General features: G+C 71.4%; 15 protein-coding genes. 6 read left to right on the top strand and 9 right to left on the bottom strand.

Annotated features, from left to right (window positions below):
* Positions 1–34 precede the first annotated feature (34 nt).
* The gene (locus JNB50_RS05555; protein WP_208039083.1) at positions 35–1936 is read right to left on the bottom strand and encodes a heavy metal translocating P-type ATPase; all 1902 of its coding nucleotides are present in this window, start codon (positions 1934–1936) and stop codon (positions 35–37) included.
* 153 nt (positions 1937–2089) lie between these two features.
* Between JNB50_RS05555 and JNB50_RS05550 the strand changes: the two genes are divergently transcribed.
* On the top strand, positions 2090–2794 hold the full coding sequence (locus JNB50_RS05550) for an RraA family protein (RefSeq protein ID WP_208039082.1): 705 nt from the start codon (positions 2090–2092) through the stop codon (positions 2792–2794).
* Between the two features lie 51 nt (positions 2795–2845).
* Positions 2846–3751 (top strand): VOC family protein, encoded by a 906-nt coding sequence (locus JNB50_RS05545; protein ID WP_243767962.1) that lies wholly within the window; start codon positions 2846–2848, stop codon positions 3749–3751.
* A gap of 107 nt (positions 3752–3858) precedes the next feature.
* Here the strand turns inward: JNB50_RS05545 and JNB50_RS05540 are convergent, their stop codons facing one another.
* From JNB50_RS05540 to JNB50_RS05505, 8 genes are all read right to left on the bottom strand, one after another.
* On the bottom strand, positions 3859–5559 hold the full coding sequence (locus JNB50_RS05540; protein ID WP_208039081.1) for an MFS transporter: 1701 nt from the start codon (positions 5557–5559) through the stop codon (positions 3859–3861).
* A gap of 13 nt (positions 5560–5572) precedes the next feature.
* Complete coding sequence (locus JNB50_RS05535) at positions 5573–6154, bottom strand: PadR family transcriptional regulator (protein WP_208039080.1); 582 nt, start codon at positions 6152–6154, stop codon at positions 5573–5575.
* 90 nt (positions 6155–6244) lie between these two features.
* Entirely contained in the window at positions 6245–8518 is a 2274-nt protein-coding gene (locus JNB50_RS25725; protein ID WP_208039079.1) for a LuxR C-terminal-related transcriptional regulator, read from the bottom strand.
* Positions 8519–8575: 57 nt separating this feature from the next.
* Positions 8576–9214, bottom strand: coding sequence for a uracil-DNA glycosylase (locus JNB50_RS05525; protein WP_208039078.1), 639 nt, complete (start codon positions 9212–9214; stop codon positions 8576–8578).
* Positions 9215–9246: 32 nt separating this feature from the next.
* On the bottom strand, positions 9247–9903 hold the full coding sequence (locus JNB50_RS05520) for a TIGR00645 family protein (protein WP_307794608.1): 657 nt from the start codon (positions 9901–9903) through the stop codon (positions 9247–9249).
* Between the two features lie 72 nt (positions 9904–9975).
* Entirely contained in the window at positions 9976–11124 is a 1149-nt protein-coding gene (locus JNB50_RS05515; RefSeq protein ID WP_307794607.1) for an alcohol dehydrogenase catalytic domain-containing protein, read from the bottom strand.
* An 11-nt stretch (positions 11125–11135) separates the two neighbouring features.
* Complete coding sequence (locus tag JNB50_RS05510) at positions 11136–12131, bottom strand: HAD family phosphatase (protein ID WP_208039076.1); 996 nt, start codon at positions 12129–12131, stop codon at positions 11136–11138.
* A gap of 125 nt (positions 12132–12256) precedes the next feature.
* The gene (locus JNB50_RS05505; RefSeq protein WP_208039075.1) at positions 12257–13414 is read right to left on the bottom strand and encodes a TIGR03364 family FAD-dependent oxidoreductase; all 1158 of its coding nucleotides are present in this window, start codon (positions 13412–13414) and stop codon (positions 12257–12259) included.
* Positions 13415–13606: 192 nt separating this feature from the next.
* Between JNB50_RS05505 and kynA the strand changes: the two genes are divergently transcribed.
* Genes kynA through JNB50_RS05485 form a run of 4 tightly spaced genes read left to right on the top strand, consistent with a single transcriptional unit; the run spans position 13607 to position 17836 of the window.
* Positions 13607–14467 carry a tryptophan 2,3-dioxygenase gene (kynA, locus tag JNB50_RS05500; protein WP_208039074.1) on the top strand — a complete coding sequence of 287 codons (861 nt, stop codon included), beginning with the start codon at positions 13607–13609 and terminating at the stop codon, positions 14465–14467.
* Positions 14464–15573 (top strand): hypothetical protein, encoded by a 1110-nt coding sequence (locus JNB50_RS05495; protein WP_208039073.1) that lies wholly within the window; start codon positions 14464–14466, stop codon positions 15571–15573. The genes kynA and JNB50_RS05495 overlap by 4 nt, the downstream gene beginning before the upstream one ends.
* Positions 15570–16949: a kynureninase gene (locus tag JNB50_RS05490; protein WP_243767961.1), complete on the top strand. Its 1380-nt coding sequence runs from the start codon at positions 15570–15572 to the stop codon at positions 16947–16949. The genes JNB50_RS05495 and JNB50_RS05490 overlap by 4 nt, the downstream gene beginning before the upstream one ends.
* Positions 16946–17836, top strand: coding sequence for a PaaX family transcriptional regulator C-terminal domain-containing protein (locus tag JNB50_RS05485; RefSeq protein WP_307794606.1), 891 nt, complete (start codon positions 16946–16948; stop codon positions 17834–17836). Before JNB50_RS05490 ends, JNB50_RS05485 begins: the two co-directional genes overlap by 4 nt.
* Positions 17837–17874: the final 38 nt, after the last annotated feature.

Raw genomic sequence — 17874 nt, 5'->3', positions numbered from 1 at the left:
GGGCCGAGCGACGACTCCGGAATTGTGGACTCCCTCACGCGGTGCCGCTCGAGTGGCTCCCCGCGGGCACGCCGACCGCCGGGTCGCCGCCGCTCCCCACTTCGCGGGCGTCGAGGCGACCGCCGATGGCGCGGAGTGCGGCGAGGATCGTCGCCAGGTCGACGAGTTCCTGGATGAGCGCGCCGGCTGTGGCCGGGATGAAGCCGAACGCGGCGATCACCATCAGCACGACCGACACGATGATCCCGAGCCAGATGCTCTGCAGCGCGATGCGGACGGTGTCCTTGCCGATTCGCACGGCCCGGGCCACACCGTGGATGTCGTCGACGAGGATCACCGCGTCGGCGGACTCGCTGGCGGCCGTCGCCCCTTTGGCGCCCATCGCGATGCCGACATCGGCCGCAGCCAGCACCGGCGCGTCGTTCACCCCGTCGCCGACCATGATCACCGGGCGTTCCGCGATTCCCGCCACCTCCGCCACCTTGTCGGCGGGGAGGCACTCGGCACGCACCCGCGTGATGCCGAGCTCCGCGGCGATGTGCTCGGCGGTCTCCCGCGCGTCGCCGGTGAGCATCATCGTGTCGGTGACGCCGAGATCGGACAGCTCACGGAGGGTGGACGCCGCGTTCTCGCGCAGCCGGTCGCTGGCCAGGAGCGCCCCGGCATAGTGGCCGCCGATCGCGACGTAGACGGCGAGCTCGCCCGGCGCGATGGACGTGCGGACGGCGTCCGGCGCGTGCTCGGCGACGAACGCGAACTTGCCGACCACGATCTGCCTGCCGTCGATCTCGGCGACCACGCCGTTGGTGGCGGCCTCCTGAGCGGACGACGCCTCGTGCAGGGTCAGCCCGCGCTCGCGTGCGGCGCGGATGAAGGACGCCGCGAGCACGTGCGATGAGTACTGCTCGGCACTGGCGACAGCGGTCAGCAGTTCGTCGGAGTCGAAGGGCGGCTCCGGCCGGACTCCGCTGAGCTCGGGAGCCCCGTAGGTCAGCGTGCCGGTCTTGTCGAACACGGCCGTCCGTGCCTGCGCGAGCTGCTCGAGCACGCCGCCCGACTTCACGATGATGCTGTTGCGCGCGCCGCGGCTCATCCCTCCGATGAAGGCGACGGGCGCCGCGATCAGCAGCGGGCACGGCGTCGCGAGCACGAGGACCTCGGCGAACCGGACCGCGTCTCCGCTCAGCCACCAGGCCACGGCGCCGAGCGCCAGCGAGAAGACCGTGAACGGGACCGCGTACCGATCGGCCAACCGGACCACCGGCGCCTTGCTCTCCGCCGCCTGTGCGACGAGCGCGACGATCTGCTGGTACTGGGAGGACGCCGCCGTCGACGTGGCCCGCAGTTCGACAGCCTCCTGACCGTTGACGGACCCGCTCAGCACTTCGTCGCCCGCCGACTTGGCGACGGGGATGCTCTCGCCGGTGATGGACGACTGGTCGAAGTCGGCGGCCGCAGAGACCAGCACACCGTCGACCGGGACGATCTCGGACGGCCGGACCAGCAGGGCGTCGCCGACGCGCACCTGGTCGATCGGGACCTCCTGGTAGCCGCCGTCGACCACCAGGTGCGCGAACTGCGGCGCCCGGGTCAGGAGCGCATCGAGTTCGCGTTTTGCCCGGCGATTCGCGTAGTCCTCGAGCGCGTCGCCTCCGGTGAGCATGAGGACGACGATGAGCGCGGCGACGTACTCGCCGACCAGCACCGTCGCCACGATCGCCGTGATGGCGAGGATGTCGAGGCCGAACCGGCCGTGCAGCATGGAACGCACCATGCCGACGGCCTGCCAGAGCGCGACCGCCAGCGCATACACGCTGAACACCCACTGCACCAGCCAGCCCGCCCCGGCGAGCGCGAGCACGATGCCGACGACGCCGATGCCCAGCGTCAGGGTCACGACCCAGTACCTGCGGGCCAACCTCACGATCCGTCTCATCGCACCTCCCGCCTCCATCCTTGAGCAGTCGGTCGCCGGGGAGAAGACCCGCCAGGAATCCGTGGACAACTCGCGCACCCCGGTCGCTGTGGAGGAAGCGTGCACCCGACCGCATTCCCCCGCGCGCATGCGCCCAGCGGTAGCGTCGCGCCTATGGACACGAACGCCGCACCTCCGCCCAGCACGCCCGTCGCCACCGCCGCGTTGGCCGACGCCGCCGTGCGCCTCGGCATCCCCGTCGCCGTCGCTCCCGTCTCGCTCAGCGCGCTCCTCCCCGGGCTTCCCTTCCACGGTCCCGCGGCGCCGGTGACCCATCTCGGCAGCGTGGATGTGCTCCTCGAGACCATCGACGACGCTGCGCCGGGCGCTGTGCTCGTCGTCGACAACGGCGGGCGCCGCGACGAGGCGTGCGTCGGCGACCTCATGCTGCTCGAAGCGGCACTGGCGGGAATGGCCGGCGCCGTGATCTGGGGACTCCATCGCGACACCGCCCAGCTGCGCGAGATCGGCCTCCCGCTGTTCAGCCTGGGAGCGCACCCGTTCGGTCCCCGACGCGTGCCGCCGGCTGGCACTGCCATGCGCAGCGCGTTCCTCGACGGCGTCTCCGTGCGGCCCGGCGACTGGATTGCGGCCGACGACGACGGCGTGCTCGTCATCGGCGGCGACCGCCACGACGAGCTGTTCGCGGAGGCTCGGCGCATCCAGTCGGTCGAGGGCGCCCAGGCCGAACGGATGCGCGCGGGAACGTCATTGCGCGCCCAGCTCGACTTCCGTCGCTACCGCGAGCTCCAGTCCGCCGACCCGACGCTCACGCTGCGCCGCTACCTCGCCGAGACGGGCGGTGCGATCGAGACCTGAGCTCGCGCACACCGCGGAAATTCTGGACGGCTCCCGGCTGTTGCACTACGCATGCCCGAACTCCTGCCCGCCGACTCCGCCATGGGAGCGGTGACCCTGCGCGTCGCCGACCTCGACGCGATGACCGCCTACTACCGCGATGCCGTCACACTCTCCGTGCTGGCCGCCGAGGGCGGCCGGGTCATCCTGAGCCGGGGCACCACGCCCTCCGTCATCCTGGAGCACGCGCCCGAGTTGAAGCACGCGTCGCCCGGGGAGGCCGGGCTGTTCCACACGGCCATCCTCTTCGACAGCCAGGAGGCGCTCGCCGCCGCCGTGTATTCGGTCGCCCGTCACGCGCCAGGCACGTTCACCGGCAGCGCGGACCACCTGGTCTCGCAGGCCTTCTACTTCACCGACCCGGAGGGCAACGGCGTCGAGCTCTACTGGGACCGCGACCGCAGCCAGTGGAGCTGGACGCACGGACAGGTGGAGATGGACACGCTCTACCTCGACCCGAACGCCTACCTGCGCGAGCACCTCACCGACCGCGGCGTCGCGCTGGCCGAGGCCGTGCCGGGAACAGGGACGGGGGCCGCGGGCGACGACCCGCGGTTCGGCGACGCGATCGTCGGACACGTGCACCTCTCGGTGGGCGACGTCGCGACCGCACGCGCCTTCTACGTCGACCGGCTCGGGTTCGAGGCCACGGCCTCCCTCGGCTCGTCCGCACTGTTCGTCTCGGCCGGCGGCTACCACCACCACATGGCGATGAACACCTGGAACAGCCGAGGAGCCGGCGCCCGCCGCCTCGCCCTGGGGCTCGGCCAGGTGGAGCTGCGCCTCCCCGCCGCGGATGACCTCGGCGCTCTGACCGAGCGGATGCGGCACTACGGGGTGCCGACCCGCGATGATGGGCAGTCGGTCACGTTCGACGACCCCTGGGCGAACGCCGTGCGGGTCGTCGCCGAGCGCTAACGGAGGAGATCCGCGACCTCGGGCCGCCGGAACGCAGTGAAGGGAGGACTCCCCGGCTCGATGAGCCAGGGAGTCCTCCCTTCGTCACAGCGTGGTCCGGGCGGCGCTCAGTCGGTGGCCGGCGCGGCGTGGATGCCGTGGTGCTCGTCGCCGTCGCGCGACCCGTCGACCGACGGTGCTGCGTGGGCGCCGTGCTGCACGGCGTCGACGGGAGCAGCGGCCGCGTGCGCACCATGCCCGGCACCGGCGCCGGCCGGCTCCGCCTCCGGCGCGCCCTGCACCGCACTCTGCGCCGCAGCACCGGCACCGGCCGGAGCCGCAGCGCCCGGCCCCCACGCGGGCGGACGGGGCTTCTCCCACCAGATCACGATGAGCGCGCCGAGGAAGGCGACCGCGGCGGGCAGGAGCAGCGCCTCCGACATCGCCTGGGTGAACCCGGCGTGCAGGAAGGTCGGCAGCTCGGTGCCGGTCGTGGCGCTCGGTGCCGCTCCGCCCGGTGCTTTCGGCAGATCAGCGGCCAGGCGCCCGGTGATGAGCGCCGAGATCGAGGCGCTGCCGAGCACCGCGCCGATCTGGCGCGTCGTGTTGAAGACGCCCGACCCGGCTCCCGCCTGGTTCATCGGGAGGTTGCGGGTCGTGGTGGCCGAGATCGGACCCCAGACCCCCGACATCGCGATGCCGAGCAGTGCGCTCGGGACGAGCAGCCACCAGATGCTGACATCCGGGGTGAGCATCCGCGAGTAGAGGAACAGCGAGAGCGAGAACAGCACCAGCCCCGGGGTCGCCACCCACTTCGGGTTGATCCTGTCGATGAGTTTGCCCATCACGGGCGCGAGGAAGCCGGAGAACACCGCGGTCGGAGCGAGCATCAGCGCCGACTCGGTCGGAGTGAGGCCACGGACGGTCTGGAAGTAGAACACGAGCGGCAGCGCCATACACGTGACCGCGAATCCGACCGTGGTGATCGCGCCGTTGGAGAGCGAGAAATTGCGATCGCGGAACAGCGGGAGCGGAAGCAGCGGCTCCTTCTTGTTGAGCGCCTGCCACACCACGAAGGCGATGAGCACGACGATTCCGGAGATGATCAGTCCCCACACCGAGAACGGTCCGTCGCCGATGGTTCCCCAGTTGTAGGTGCCGCCCTCCTGGATGCCGAAGACCAGCAGGAACATACCGACGGCCGAGAGCAGCACGCCGAGGAGGTCGAAGGCGTGCGTGTGCGTCGGCAGCTTGGGCACGAGGCGCATCGCGAGGATGAACGCCACGACTCCGACGGGCACGTTGATGAAGAAGATCCACTCCCAGCCGAGCCAGTCGACGAGCACGCCGCCCAGCAGCGGGCCGATCAGGGTCGCGACGCCGGCAACGGCGCCCCAGAGGCCCATGGCCGCGCCCCGGCGGTCCGGCGGGAAGATGCGGGTGATGACGGCCATCGTCTGCGGGGTCATCAGCGCGGCCCCGAGGCCCTGCACGACGCGAGCAGCGATCAGCATCCCGATGCCGCCTCCTGGCATGACGCCGGAGAACCCGCACCACGCGGAGGCCAGCGTGAAGATCACGAGGCCGATCAGGTAGATGTTCTTGGGGCCGAAACGGTCGCCGAGGCGACCGGTGATCAGCAACGGGACGGCGTAGGCCAGCAGGTAGGCGCTGGTGACCCAGATCACCGCGTTGTAGTCGGTTCCGAGGTCGAGGCCCTTCATGATCGACGGGTTGGCGACCGACACGATGGTGGTGTCGATCAGGATCATGAAGAACCCGATGACGAGCGCCCAGAGGGCGGGCCACGGCTTCAGTTGGCGTTCCATGTGATTCTTTCTCTCAGTGCTTCTTCTCCTCGTCCCAGGAGATGACTCCCGAGGCGAGGTCGTCGATGAGGGCTTCGAGCGCGGCCACGTCGGCCTCCGCCATCGTGCGCAGGTAGCGCACGTCGAGCCAGTACTTCGCGGGCAGCTCTTTCGCCCTGACCCGGTCGATGCCGTGGTCGAGCAGCGCCATGTCGGCGCGCAGCAGGCCGATGCGCTTGCGCAGGAGGTCGATCACGGTCTCGAGCGGGAGGTTGTGCGCCTCGCCGAGACCGAGCGGGAACTCCGGGAACTCGTTGACCGGCGTCGCGATGATGTCCGCGACGCGTTCGCCGAGCGCCAGGGTGCCAGCCTCCGTTATCTCGTAGGTGGTGCGCTCCGGGCGGTTGCCCTCGCGCTCGGTGCCGGTCGCCCGCACGAGGCCCTGACGGGCCAGCCGGTCGACCGTGTGGTACAGCGATCCGGGGCGCACTTTGACGAGCCGATCCTCCGAGCGCATCACGAGCGTCTGATACATCTCGTACGGGTGCGTCGGTCCCTCGGCGAGGAGCGCGAGCGCTGCGACGGCGAGGGGTGTCAGGGCGGGCGTGTGCGGCATGGATCGTGGATTCTCGGTTGTGGTGGATGATCGGAGAGGATTATTCCACGTGGAATAATACGCGAGGGGCAACGAGAATGCAAGCAACCGTCACGACGGCCTGACCGTCCACGCGGCCAGCTGGGCACGGGAGGCGAAGCCGAGCTTCATCAGTGCGCTCGCGACGTGACCCTCTGCGGTCCGGCGGGAGATCACGAGCCGCTCCGCGATCTGACGGTCGGTCAAGCCCTGCCCGACGAGGGCAGCGACCTGGCTCTCGCGCGGCGAGAGCGGCTGAGCGGGCTCGGACCTCGCGCTCGCGACATGGGCGGGGAGTTCGGCGCCGAGCGCGTAGGCGGCCCCCTGATCGAGCGTCATCGATCTGCCTGCCGCGAGCGCCGCATCGTAGGCGCGCCGGCCGAGAGCCCGTCTCGCCGCGTCCTCGGTCTGAGCACGGACCGGCGGCAGCCGGGGGTCCGAACTGACGATGGCCCCGGCAGGATCGCCTTCGGGAAAACTCACGCCCAGCAGGGTCGCCGCGCGCACGTCGTCGCGCGCGACGACCGCCGCGCTGGCCAGCGCCTCCACGCAGCGGTCGATCGTGCGCGGGCTGTCGAGGTTCAGCGCGAGGCTCAGAGCCTGTCGCGCCAGCGCCGTCGCCCGTTCCGCGTCGCCACGCTCGACCGCCGCGAGCGACGCATCGAAGAGCAGCTGCATCGTGTCGAACGAGTCCCCCGCCTCGATCGCCCTCGCGATGAGACGCTCCCTGTACGCATCCCCGGCAGCGACATCGCCTGCCCGGTCGTACGCCATGGCCAGCCGACTCTCGGAGCCCGATCGACTGTGGACCAGATGGACGGTTCCATACCGGGCGAGCAGGTCCTCCATCTCGGCGATCTCGCTTTCGTCGGGATAGAGCGACATGATCCTGAACTCCTCGACCGCGAAGACGGCGGCGTCACCGATCTGATCGGCGATCTCCCTCGCCTGCACGAGCAGCCGCTGCCCCTCCTCCCTGCTACCGAAGAAGTGCAGGGACATCGCGCGGAATGCGAGCGCGACGCACGCCCCGAGCGTCGGCGGCGTCCCCGCCTCGACCACCAGGCCGAGCCATCGATCGAACTCGACGACCAGGCTGTTCGCCAACCACACCGGTCGAGCCGCCGTCACCACCAGGCGCCCCGCAGCGGTGGCATCGCCTTCGCCGAGGCTGAAGGCGATCGCCGCCCGGATGTTCGGCAGCTCCCGGCGGGTGTACGCCAGCCAGTGCGCCTGACGCGGTCCGTACCAGTCGGCCGAGAGAGCATCGATCCGATCGAGATACCAGTCGCGATGGCGCGTGCGAGCGTCGTGCAGTTCCTCCTCGGACAACTTCAAGGTGCCGAAGGCGCGGATGGTGTCGAGCATGTCGTAGTAGACCAGGCTCCCCGTCTGACGCCGCACGATGATCGACTTGTCGAGCAGCGACTGCACGATGTCCAGGGCCAGCGCCGGATCCTCCGGGTACATCCACTCGAGGGCCTGAAGATCCCAGCCGCCCTGGAAGATCGACATGCGGCTCCAGGCGAGCTGCTCCTCCGGCGTGCACAGCCCGTAGCTCCATTCGATGGCGGCGCTCATCGTCCGCTGGCGCTCCGGAGCGTCGCGCGGCCCTCCCGTCAGCAGCGGGAACGGCTCCGTGAGCAGGGCCAGGATTCCTCGGGCGGTGAGCACGCGCATCCGCTTCGCCGCGAGCTCGATCGCGAGCGGGAGGCCGTCCAGCCGCACGCAGATCTCTTCGATCGCCGTGCGGTCTTGGGCGGAGGGGCTCGGGAGCACGGCGGCGCACCGCTCCAGGAAGAGCGCAGCGGCCGATTCGCTCGGATCGGACCCCCGCGTGTCGAACGGCTCGAGCTGCAGGAGTCGTTCGGCGCTGACCCGCAGCGCCTCGCGGCTGGTCGCCAGCACCGTCAGTTCCGGGCAGGCGACGAGCAGCGCCTGCACCAGTGCCCCGCACTGCTCCACGATGTGCTCGCAATTGTCGAGCAGGAGCAGGCCCCGCTTGGAGCCGAAGAAGGCCGCGATCCGCTCGGTACCTCCATCGAGGCCGGCCGCAACGCCCAGCACGCCGCTGAGCTCGTCGATCAGCGATCCCGAGGCACTGACACGGGTCAGGTCGATGTACCACGTCCCGCCGCGAAAGCGATCCCGCAGCGTCGTGGCCAGCTTGATAGCGAATCGCGTCTTGCCGACCCCACCCGGGCCCACGACGGTGAGCAGACGCGTGGTCCCCAACAGGTCCCTGGCGGCCGCCATCGGCTTTCGCCGACCGAGGAAGGAGGAGTACTCCGCGGGCAACGGCGCGACGCCGAGCCCCGCCCGGGGAGTGTTGAGCGTTGCGACCACGGGACCATTCTGGTGCGGACCGGCCGGTCCGGTACAGGCGCCGCCCGTGTCTGCGGCTCAGAACCGACCGGAGGGCGACCCGCGCCCGAGCTCCAGCGCCCGGTTCAGCTCGATCAGCTGCTCCGCGAACTGCGCGGCACCGCCCTGCGCCGGGTGCCGGACCGCCGGCGCGTCGATCCCCGCCGTGGCGATCGCGCCCTGCGCCTTGCGACCGACGGCCACCACCGTCTCGATGCCCAGCGCACGGATCAGCTCCAGTGCGACCGGCGCGCCCGCCCGCACCTCGGCGGGCCGCGGCGTGCGATTGCTGTGCGGATCGCCCGCGACGAACGGGTGCAGCGGATACACCGGCCACGACAGCGGGATCGGGCCGCGCCAGTCGCGCAGTGTCGCCCAGACCACCCGGCTGGAGGCCTCCCACGGGGCCTGCGGATCCTCGGGGAGCTCGAGCCCGGGCACCACTCCCGCCTCGGCCTCCCGGACGGACACGAACGGCACACCCGTCACGGTCATCCCCCGCCATCCCGGTGCCTCGCCGAGCAGCAGCACGGAGGAGTGCGGCATCGCGAAGTACCGCCGGAGATTGCGCTCGCGGCGCCGCCCCTCGGTGTCATCCCCGTACAGCGCCTCCGCGTCGGCCGGCTCGGGGAGCGCACGCAGCAGTTCGAAGAAGCGGGCGAGCGGGTCGGCGGGCACGCCACCAGCCTGGCACGACAGGCCGACGTGCGTCAGTGCGCCGCCGCGGCCTCCCGCGGTTTCGACATGCGATCGATCGCGGCGAGCGCCACCGCCGACACGATGAACACCAGGTGGATCATGACCTGCCAGAACACGCCGACGGAGGTATACCGCTCCCCGTCGATCGACCCGCCGTTCGCGGCGCCCAGGTCGCCGACGGCGATGAAGGTCTTGAGCAGGTGGATGGACGAGATGCCGATGATCGCCATCGCCAACTTGACCTTCAGGACGTTCGCGTTGACGTGCGACAGCCACTCGGGCTGGTCGGGATGGCCCTGCACGTTCACCCGCGAAACGAAGGTCTCGTACCCTCCGATGATGACCATGATGAGGAGGTTGGCGATCATCACGACGTCGATCAACCCGAGAACGGCGAGCATCACGTAGGCCTCGTCGACGTGACTCGGGTCGGAGACCACCTTCTCAGTGAGGTGCCACAGCTCGACGACGAACACGTAGACGTAGACGGCCTGCGCGACGATCAGCCCGAGATACAGCGGCGCCTGCAGCCAGCGGCTGGAGAAGATCAGGGCGCTGATGACGCGGCTCGGCCTCCCGGGCGACGGGGGCTGGGCGGATGCGGGGTGCGGCGGCTGCGCACCAGGCGGCTGGGCGGTGGTGGTCTGGGCGGTGGGGGTCTCGATCACGGGGTCCTCACAGTCGTGCGGATCTCAGGATACGAATCCGAAGATGTGAGAACGCTCAGGAAACGGCGCCGACTACGGCCGCACTGCCACCCGGGGGAACCCGCCGCTCGCCAGCGCCGCATCCACCTCGGCGAGCGGGAACACGGCACCGACCTGCTGTGCGAAGGGGTACTTCGTGCCCGCGTCCGCGAGGAACCGCACCGCCTCCTCCAGGTGGCGCGGCGCGTAGTTGTGGACGCCGCGGATGGTCAGCAGATGCCGCACGAGGACCTCGGGGACGACCGGCAGGTCGGAGCCGGGCGACACCGACCCGGCGAGCACCAGCACGCCGCCGACGTCGACGACCGAGAGCAGCGAGCGGAGGGCGGACTCCGCGCCGGAGAGCTCGAGAGCGATCGACGGTGCGGACGACCGGCCCCCGACCTTGGCCAGCACGTGCGGCAGATCGGAACGGGATCCCGGTGCAGCCGCGGGGTCGGCGACCGCGAGGGCGCCGAATTGCAGGGCGACGTCGCGGCGCTCGGGAAGCGGATCGCTCACCACCACCTTGGCGCCCGCTTCCGTCGCCATCGCGGCCGCCGTCAGCCCGAGCATCCCGGCGCCGGCGATGACCACCAGGGCGCCGTCGAGCGGCACGATCGCCGCTGCCGCCTCGAGTGCCGCCGCGACCGTCGCGGTGGGGCAGGACGCAGGCGCGAGCACTTCGGCAGGGAGGTGTTCCGGCACGGCCACCAGCGGGGTGCCGTCGAGGATGTGCGTGTGCGTCGCGAAGCCTCCCGACAGCTCCCAGCCGCGCCGCATCCGCTCGTGTCCGTACTTCTGGAGGCTCACGCACTGCTGCGGCACACCGCGGCGGCAGCGCGCGCACCGGCCGCACGGCACGGCCGCCGACCAGACCACGCGCTCGCCGAGCGCCACCCGCTTGCCGTCGGTCGTCTTCGCGCCGCCGCGCCCGAGCGCGATCACGCGCCCGACCTGTTCGTGGCCCAGCACCAGCGGCGTCGATGCCGGGTGGTGACCCCGCACCGTCTCGACGTCGGATCCGCACACCGTCGCCAGCTCCACCTCCACGAGCGCGTCCCCCGGCCCGAGCCGCACCCCGGGAACCGCGACCGCCTCGTGCGCGTGTCCCTCCCCCGGCCACACCATCGCCGTGGCGGACGGATACACACTCACCCCCATCCCCAGGCTCGCCGGTGGCTCGACGACACGTGGGGTCACTGCCTTGATCGTCACCGCAGGGTCTGCCCCTCCGGCCGCCGCCGCTCGGACTGCTGCACTGCCGAGGGGAGGTCCACCTCGTCGACGTCGTCGTCCTCCCGGTCGTCGACGTCCTCCGGGTCGTGCAGACCGTCGAGGTCGGTGCCCTCGACACCCGGCTCGTCGTCGTCGAAGGCGTCGAACTCGTCGAAGTCGTCGAAGTCGTCGTCGAGCCTGTCGACGCTCTCCAGGTCGTCGAGCCCCAGCAGCTCGCCGAGGTCGGAGACGCTCCCGACCACGGCGTCGGCGCCGGCATCGATCAGCGCCCGCTCGTCGCCCGAGCCGGTCAGCACGCCGACGACGAGCCCGGCACCGGCGGCGAGACCGCTGGCAATGTCCGCTGTGGTGTCGCCGACGACGACCATCCCCTCGACGCTGGAGGCCCCCGCTCGCAGCAGCGCCGTCAGCGGGAGGTCGGGGTAGGGCCCGCCCCGGCCCGCGTCAGCGGGGGTGAGCGTGAAGTCGGCGAGGTCGCGCCAGCCGACGGCGTCGAGGACGGCGTCGGCGGTGACCCGGGAAAGCCCGGTGGTCAGCGCGACCGTGACTCCGATCGCGCGCAGGCGCCGGATGAGCTCCTCCGCCCCGGGAACGGTCCGGACGCCGCCGTCGGCGGCGAGTTCGGCGTAGGACGACTCGAAGACGGCGTTGGCGTGCTGGGCCTGGTCTTCGTCACCGCTGAGCGCGCGGAAGACCGCGATCGTCGAGCGGCCGGTCGTCGCGCGGACGAACGCGAGCGCGCGAGCGAACTCGTCGTCGGACTCGGCGATGCCCGCGGCGTCGGCCGCACGCTCGAAGGCGCGCTCGATCAGGCGGTCGTCGACGACGGTGGTGCCGGTCAGGTCGAGCACCACGACCTCCAGGTCGGCGAGATCGTCGGGATCGTCGCCGGCAGCGGCACCGGAGTCGACGTCGCCGTCGATGATCGCGGCGTCGTCGAACTCACTCGTGATGAGTCCTTCAGGGGACATGGCAGAGGCCTTTCTGTGCGGTCTTCCTGGTCGGCGGGTGCGGCGGGGCGGGGTGGTCGGTGGCGAGGAGGTCGGAGTGGCGAGGAGGTCGGTGCGACGAGGAGATCGGCGGGGGCGGAGAGAAGTCAGTGCGACCGGGCGGCGCCTGCGGTGGTCAGCACGCCGGGGGCGGTGGAGAAGAGCTCGTCCACGACCCGGTCGGCCAGCCCGAGCCCGGTCGTCATGCCGATGCCGCCGGTGACGGAGACGACGCGGACGGACGGTGCGGGCGACGACACGAGGAAGTCGTCCGGCGCCGAGGCGTCGATGCCTTGCCAGCGTTCGAGGATCCGCACGCCTGAGGCGCCGAAGAGTGTCCGCGTGCGCTCGAGCAGCAGTTCGAACGCGGCCTCCGACTGGAACGGCGACACGTCGTCGCCGCACGAGCGGGTTTCACCGACGATCAGGGCGCCGTCCGGCCGCTGCACGTACATCTGGTTCGCATCGAGGGCCGCCAGCACCGGGTCGTCCGCGACCAGCCGTTCGCGCAGCAGGTCGGAGCTGGGGGTGTGCGCGAACCCGGGGAAGCGGAGGAGCGACCACCCCGTGAGCACGGGCGCGCTGAGCGGTTCGTCCAGGTCGGCCTCCACGAGCATCATGTCGAGGCCGCAGCGCTGGATGCTGTTGGCCTCGGCGATGCCGGGGAAGAGCTGGTCGACATCGTGGTCGACGGCGACCACCACGGCGTCGGCGGAGACGCGCCCGCGGGAGGTGTGGACCCGCCCGGTCTCCACCCCGGTGACCGTGGTCTGCCAGAAGAAGTCGACACCGTGAGCGTCGAGCCAGCGGGCGATGGCGGGCGCGGCATCGCGGGGATCCACCTGGAGGTCGGCCGGGAGATACGCGCCTCCCATCACGACGCCGTCTCCCACGGGGACGCGCTCGCGCACCTGCGCGGGCGCGAGCAGCCGCACATCGTGCCCGCCGCGCCGATCGCGGAACTCCTCGAGCACAGCCAGCTCTTCCGGCGCCTGGGCGACCACGACCGTGCCGGATTCGCGCAGCCAGAATCCCGCCTCGACCGACAGAGTCAGCCACAGCTCGCGCGCCAACTCGGCGTATGCGCGCGCCTCGCCCTCCTGGCCGGTGATGCCGATGTGTCCGAAGTTGCGCACGGAGGCGCCGTTCACACTCGACGCCCGATCGACCACGGCGACGGTGAGACCGCGGCGCAGGGCCGCGACGGCGTGGCCGAGCCCGACGATGCCGCCGCCGACGATCGCGAGGTCGTAGTGCCTGCCCATGCCCGTCTCCCGTCCGCGTCCCGACGCAGCGCCTCCACGCTAGGAGGCGGCGACGACGGAGGCGGCAACTCCGGGTAGCCGGCGGGTGAACGGAGGTGAACACGCCGGTGCCGCCGCAGCCTTCCGCCGCCGCCGATGCCCGATTCCGGCCGGACTGTTGCACTTTCGTGACGATCGACGCAGAATCGCAACATGGTCGCGAACGAGAACACGAGAGAGTTCGACCCGGACATCGTCACGGACTTCCGCGAGCGCATGTCGTACGGTTCGTACCTGGATCTCGGCACCCTGCTCAGCGCGCAGAAGCCGGTGAGTGTGCCGGAGCACCACGACGAGCTGCTGTTCATCATCCAGCACCAGACGACGGAGCTCTGGCTCAAGCTCGTGCTCCACGAGTTGGAGGACGCGCGCGACCTGCTCCGCGCCGACCAGCTCCCTCAGGCGCTGAAGCGGATCGCCCGCGTCAAGCACATCCAGAAGACCCTCACCGAGCAGTGGTCGGTGCTCGCCACCCTCACGCCGACCGAGTACGCGCAGTTCCGCGGCTTCCTCGGCAACTCGTCCGGCTTCCAGTCGTACCAGTACCGCGCGGTGGAGTTCGTGCTTGGGAACAAGAACCGGCGCATGCTGACCGTGTTCCGCGACGATCCCGGCGCGCTGGCGCTGTTGACCGAATTGTTGGAGGCGCCCAGCGTCTACGACGAGTTCCTGCGCTACCTGGCGCGCGCCGGCCACGCGGTGCCGCGCGAGCTGCTCGATCGCGACGTCAGTCAGGCCCACGTCTTCAGCCCGGACCTGGTGCCGGTCTTCCGCGACATCTACGAGCACGCGGCAGAGCACTGGAGCGAGTACGAAGCCTGCGAGGAACTGGTCGACCTGGAGGACAACTTCCAGCTCTGGCGATTCCGCCACCTCAAGACCGTGCAGCGGACCATCGGCATGAAGGTGGGCACCGGCGGTTCGAGCGGAGTGACCTTCCTGCAGAAAGCCCTCGACCTCACCTTCTTCCCCGAGCTCTTCGCGGTGCGCACCGAGATGGGCGCCCCCGCGTGAGCGACGAAGACGGTTCCAGCCGCAGCCTACCGTCGGACGCGAGCCGCGCGCTCCTCCGGGTCGACGCGCTCTGGACCGGCGACGGCTTCACGGGCCCGACCCTCCTCTCGATCGACGGCGAGCGCCTCCACGCGGCCGGCGCAGAAGCCGCGGCTGGCGAGCCCCGCATCCTGCCGCTCGGCGGAACCCTCTTCCCGTCCCTCACGGACCACCACACGCACCTCGGCCTCAGCGACCCGACCGCCCTCTTCCGCGGCGGCATCACGCATGCGGTCGATCTCGGCTGGATCCCCGCCATCGCCGCCACCTGGCTGGACGACGCGCGAGACCGCCCGGCCGTCGAGATCGCGGGCGCGCTCCTCACGGCTCCCGGTGGCTACCCCGTCTCGGCGGGGTGGGCTCCTCCCGGTGCCGCGATCGAGGTCGGCGGCCCTCGGGAGGCCGGGGAAGCGGTTCGGCAACAGATCATGATGGGAGCCTCCCGCATCAAGGTCGCCCTCAACAGCGAGGCCGGCGAAACTGTGGACGACGCGACCCTCGGCGCAATTGTGGAGGAATCGCACGCGGCCGGCCTCCCGGTGACCGCGCACGTACAGGGCGCCGGCCAAACGGCCCGTGCCGTACGCGTCGGCGTCGACCAGCTCGCCCACACGCCGTTCACCGAGCGCCTCGACGACGCCCTCGTGGCAGAGGCAGCGGACGCCGGGATGACCTGGATCAGCACCCTCGATATCCACGGCTGGGGCACCCCGACCGCCGCCTATCGCATCGCCGTCGACAACCTGCGCCGCTTCGCCGACCGCGGCGGTCGCGTGCTCTACGGCACCGACCTCGGCAATGGCGACCTCCCCGTCGGGGTGAACGCCCGCGAGCTCGGCGCGCTCCGGGAGGCCGGGCTCGACGGGTCCGCCCTCCTTCGCACGATCGCCCCCGCGACCACCACGAACACCGTCCTCGACGCGCTCGGCCCTCGCGTCGCTTGGATCCCCTCGCCGCCCCCCGGCGCCGCCGCACTCCTCCCCGCGTGGCTCGGCACGGCGCGCGGCCTCCACGTCTCAGATCTCACGGCCTCCGATCTCACGCCCGCCCGACAGGAGCACCCATGACCGACACCCCCACCGACGACCCCTTCGCCGACGACGAGGCCCTCGACGGCGACCCCCTGGCCGCGGCACGCGCTCTCGACGCAGCCGATCCGCTCGCCCCCTACCGCGCCCGGTTCGTCGGCGTCACGCCGAGCGCCGCCGAAGGCACAACCACCGATGGCACCACCACAGAGGGCACCACCGCCGAGGGCACCACCGCCGAGGGCACCACCGCTGACCTCGCCATCCCCGAGTCCGTCCTCGCCTACTTCGACGGCAACTCGCTCGGCCGGCCCACCCTCGCGAGCGTGGAGCGCCTCCGGCGTTTCGTGGTCGACGGCTGGGGCGGCCGGCTGATCCGAGGCTGGGACGAGGAGTGGATGGAGCTGCCGTTCCGCATCGGCGACGACCTCGGCGACGCCGCCCTCGGCGCAGGGCGCGGCCAGGTCTTCATCGGCGACTCGACGACGGTCCTGCTCTACAAGCTCGCGCGCGCGGCCGTCGACTCGCTTCCCGAGCGCAGCGAGATCGTGCTCGACACCGACAACTTCCCGACCGATCGCTACCTGCTCGACGGCATCGCGCGCGAGCGCGGCCTCGACCTGGTCTGGATCGAGGCCGACACGGTGGCCGGCGTCACCCCTGAGCAGGTCGCCGCGGCGGTCGGGCCGCGCACCGCGCTCGTCGTGCTGAGCCACGTCGCCTACCGTTCCGGCTACCTGGCCGACGCTCGCGCGATCACCCGCATCGTCCACGACGCCGGGGCGCTCGTGCTGTGGGACCTCTGCCACTCCGCCGGCTCTGTGCCCGTCGAGCTCGACGAGTGGGACGTCGACCTCGCCGTCGGCTGCACCTACAAGTATCTGAACGGCGGCCCGGGCTCGCCCGCCTTCGGCTACGTGAACACGCGCCTGCAGCGCGAACTGGTCCAACCTATCCAGGGCTGGATGGGGGTGCGCGACGTCTTCCTGATGGGTCCGGACTACCAGCCGGCCGACGGCCTGCGCCGCTTCCTTTCCGGAACGCCGCCGATCGTCGGGATGCTCGCCCTCCAGGACACCGTCGCGATGCTCCACGAGTGCGGCATTCAGGCCGTGCGAGACAAGTCGATCGCCCTCACCGGGTTCGCGCTGCGCCTGGCCGAGACCTGGCTGTCCCCGCTCGGCGTCGCCCTCGCCAGCCCGCGCGATCCCGAGCGTCGCGGCGGCCACCTCACCCTGAACCATCCGGCGATGCGTGAAGTCACCGCGCGGCTCTGGGAGCGGGACGTGATCCCCGACTACCGCGATCCCGGCGGTCTGCGGATCGGCCTCTCCCCTTTGAGTACGAGCTTCGAGGAGGTCGCGGTCGGCCTGGCCGCCGTGCGAGACGTGCTCGGGGAGCTGATCCACGAGTGACCGCGGGCCGCGAAGACCTGGAGGCCCGTAGCGGCTCGGCGACCGCGCTGCTGCGCACCGTGGTCGGCAGCACTCTGCGCCCGATCGGCGGCTGGATGAGCGCGGCGGGCGCGGTGGAGCTGATGGGCGCTCTCGGCTTCCCTGCCGCGACCGCCCGCTCCAGCCTGGCGCGGCTGTGCACGCGCGGCGTGCTCGTCCGCGAGCCGCGCGGCGGCGTGGCCGGGTATGCGCTCGATCCTGGCGCCGTCCCGATGCTGGAGCGGGGCGACGCGCGGATCTTCGGGACCCCTTCCGCCGCGTCGCAGTGGTGCCTGGTCTCGTTCTCGTTCCCGGAGCATCAGCGTTCCCTGCGCCATCAGCTGCGAAGGCGACTCGCCGCGCTCGGTTGCGGCACCGTCGCCGACGGGCTGTGGATCGGGCCCGACCGTCTCGAACCCGAGCTCGCGGAGGTCGCCGCCGAGTTCGGCGCAGACCTCTTCACCGGTGCGCGACCCGCCGCCGGGCTCGAGGCCGCACTCGCGTCCGGTGTCGCCCGCTGGTACGACCTGGCCGCGATCCGCGCGCTGCACGAGTCGTTCCTCGCGCGGGTCGGCGACGCGATCGTGCCCGACGACGATGCCGCGGCGTTCGCCCTGTGGATCCGGGTGCTCGACGAGTGGAGGGTGATCCCGTACCGCGACCCCGGCCTTCCCGCCGCTGCGCTTCCGGTCGACTGGCCGGGGAACGCCTCCGCAGCACTCTTCGCCCGGCTGCACCGCGAGCTCGCGCCGCGTGCCGTCGCCTTCGCCTCCGGCGTCGCGACCGGCGTCGCGACCGGCTCGGTGGTCGACGGCGGCGAGATCGCCCGGCCGGTCCCGGCGTCGCACGCGCTCCCGCCGTCGTCCTGAGCCTTTCGCGGGGACGGTAGAATCGTTGCTGGCCCCGG

It is taken from the genome of Leifsonia sp. TF02-11, assembly GCF_017565305.1.
GTDB lineage: Bacteria > Actinomycetota > Actinomycetes > Actinomycetales > Microbacteriaceae > Leifsonia.
This window is presented reverse-complemented; position numbering and strand designations above follow the sequence as displayed.

Bases quoted from the DNA above. Each gene is read 5' to 3' on its own strand.
- JNB50_RS05555 (WP_208039083.1), bottom strand. From the start codon at position 1,936: ATGAGACGGATCGTGAGGTTGGCCCGCAGGTACTGGGTCGTGACCCTG.
- JNB50_RS05550 (WP_208039082.1), top strand. From the start codon at position 2,090: ATGGACACGAACGCCGCACCTCCGCCCAGCACGCCCGTCGCCACCGCC.
- JNB50_RS05545 (WP_243767962.1), top strand. From the start codon at position 2,846: ATGCCCGAACTCCTGCCCGCCGACTCCGCCATGGGAGCGGTGACCCTG.
- JNB50_RS05540 (WP_208039081.1), bottom strand. From the start codon at position 5,559: ATGGAACGCCAACTGAAGCCGTGGCCCGCCCTCTGGGCGCTCGTCATC.
- JNB50_RS05535 (WP_208039080.1), bottom strand. From the start codon at position 6,154: ATGCCGCACACGCCCGCCCTGACACCCCTCGCCGTCGCAGCGCTCGCG.
- JNB50_RS05510 (WP_208039076.1), bottom strand. From the start codon at position 12,131: ATGTCCCCTGAAGGACTCATCACGAGTGAGTTCGACGACGCCGCGATC.
- JNB50_RS05505 (WP_208039075.1), bottom strand. From the start codon at position 13,414: ATGGGCAGGCACTACGACCTCGCGATCGTCGGCGGCGGCATCGTCGGG.
- kynA (WP_208039074.1), top strand. From the start codon at position 13,607: ATGGTCGCGAACGAGAACACGAGAGAGTTCGACCCGGACATCGTCACG.
- JNB50_RS05490 (WP_243767961.1), top strand. From the start codon at position 15,570: ATGACCGACACCCCCACCGACGACCCCTTCGCCGACGACGAGGCCCTC.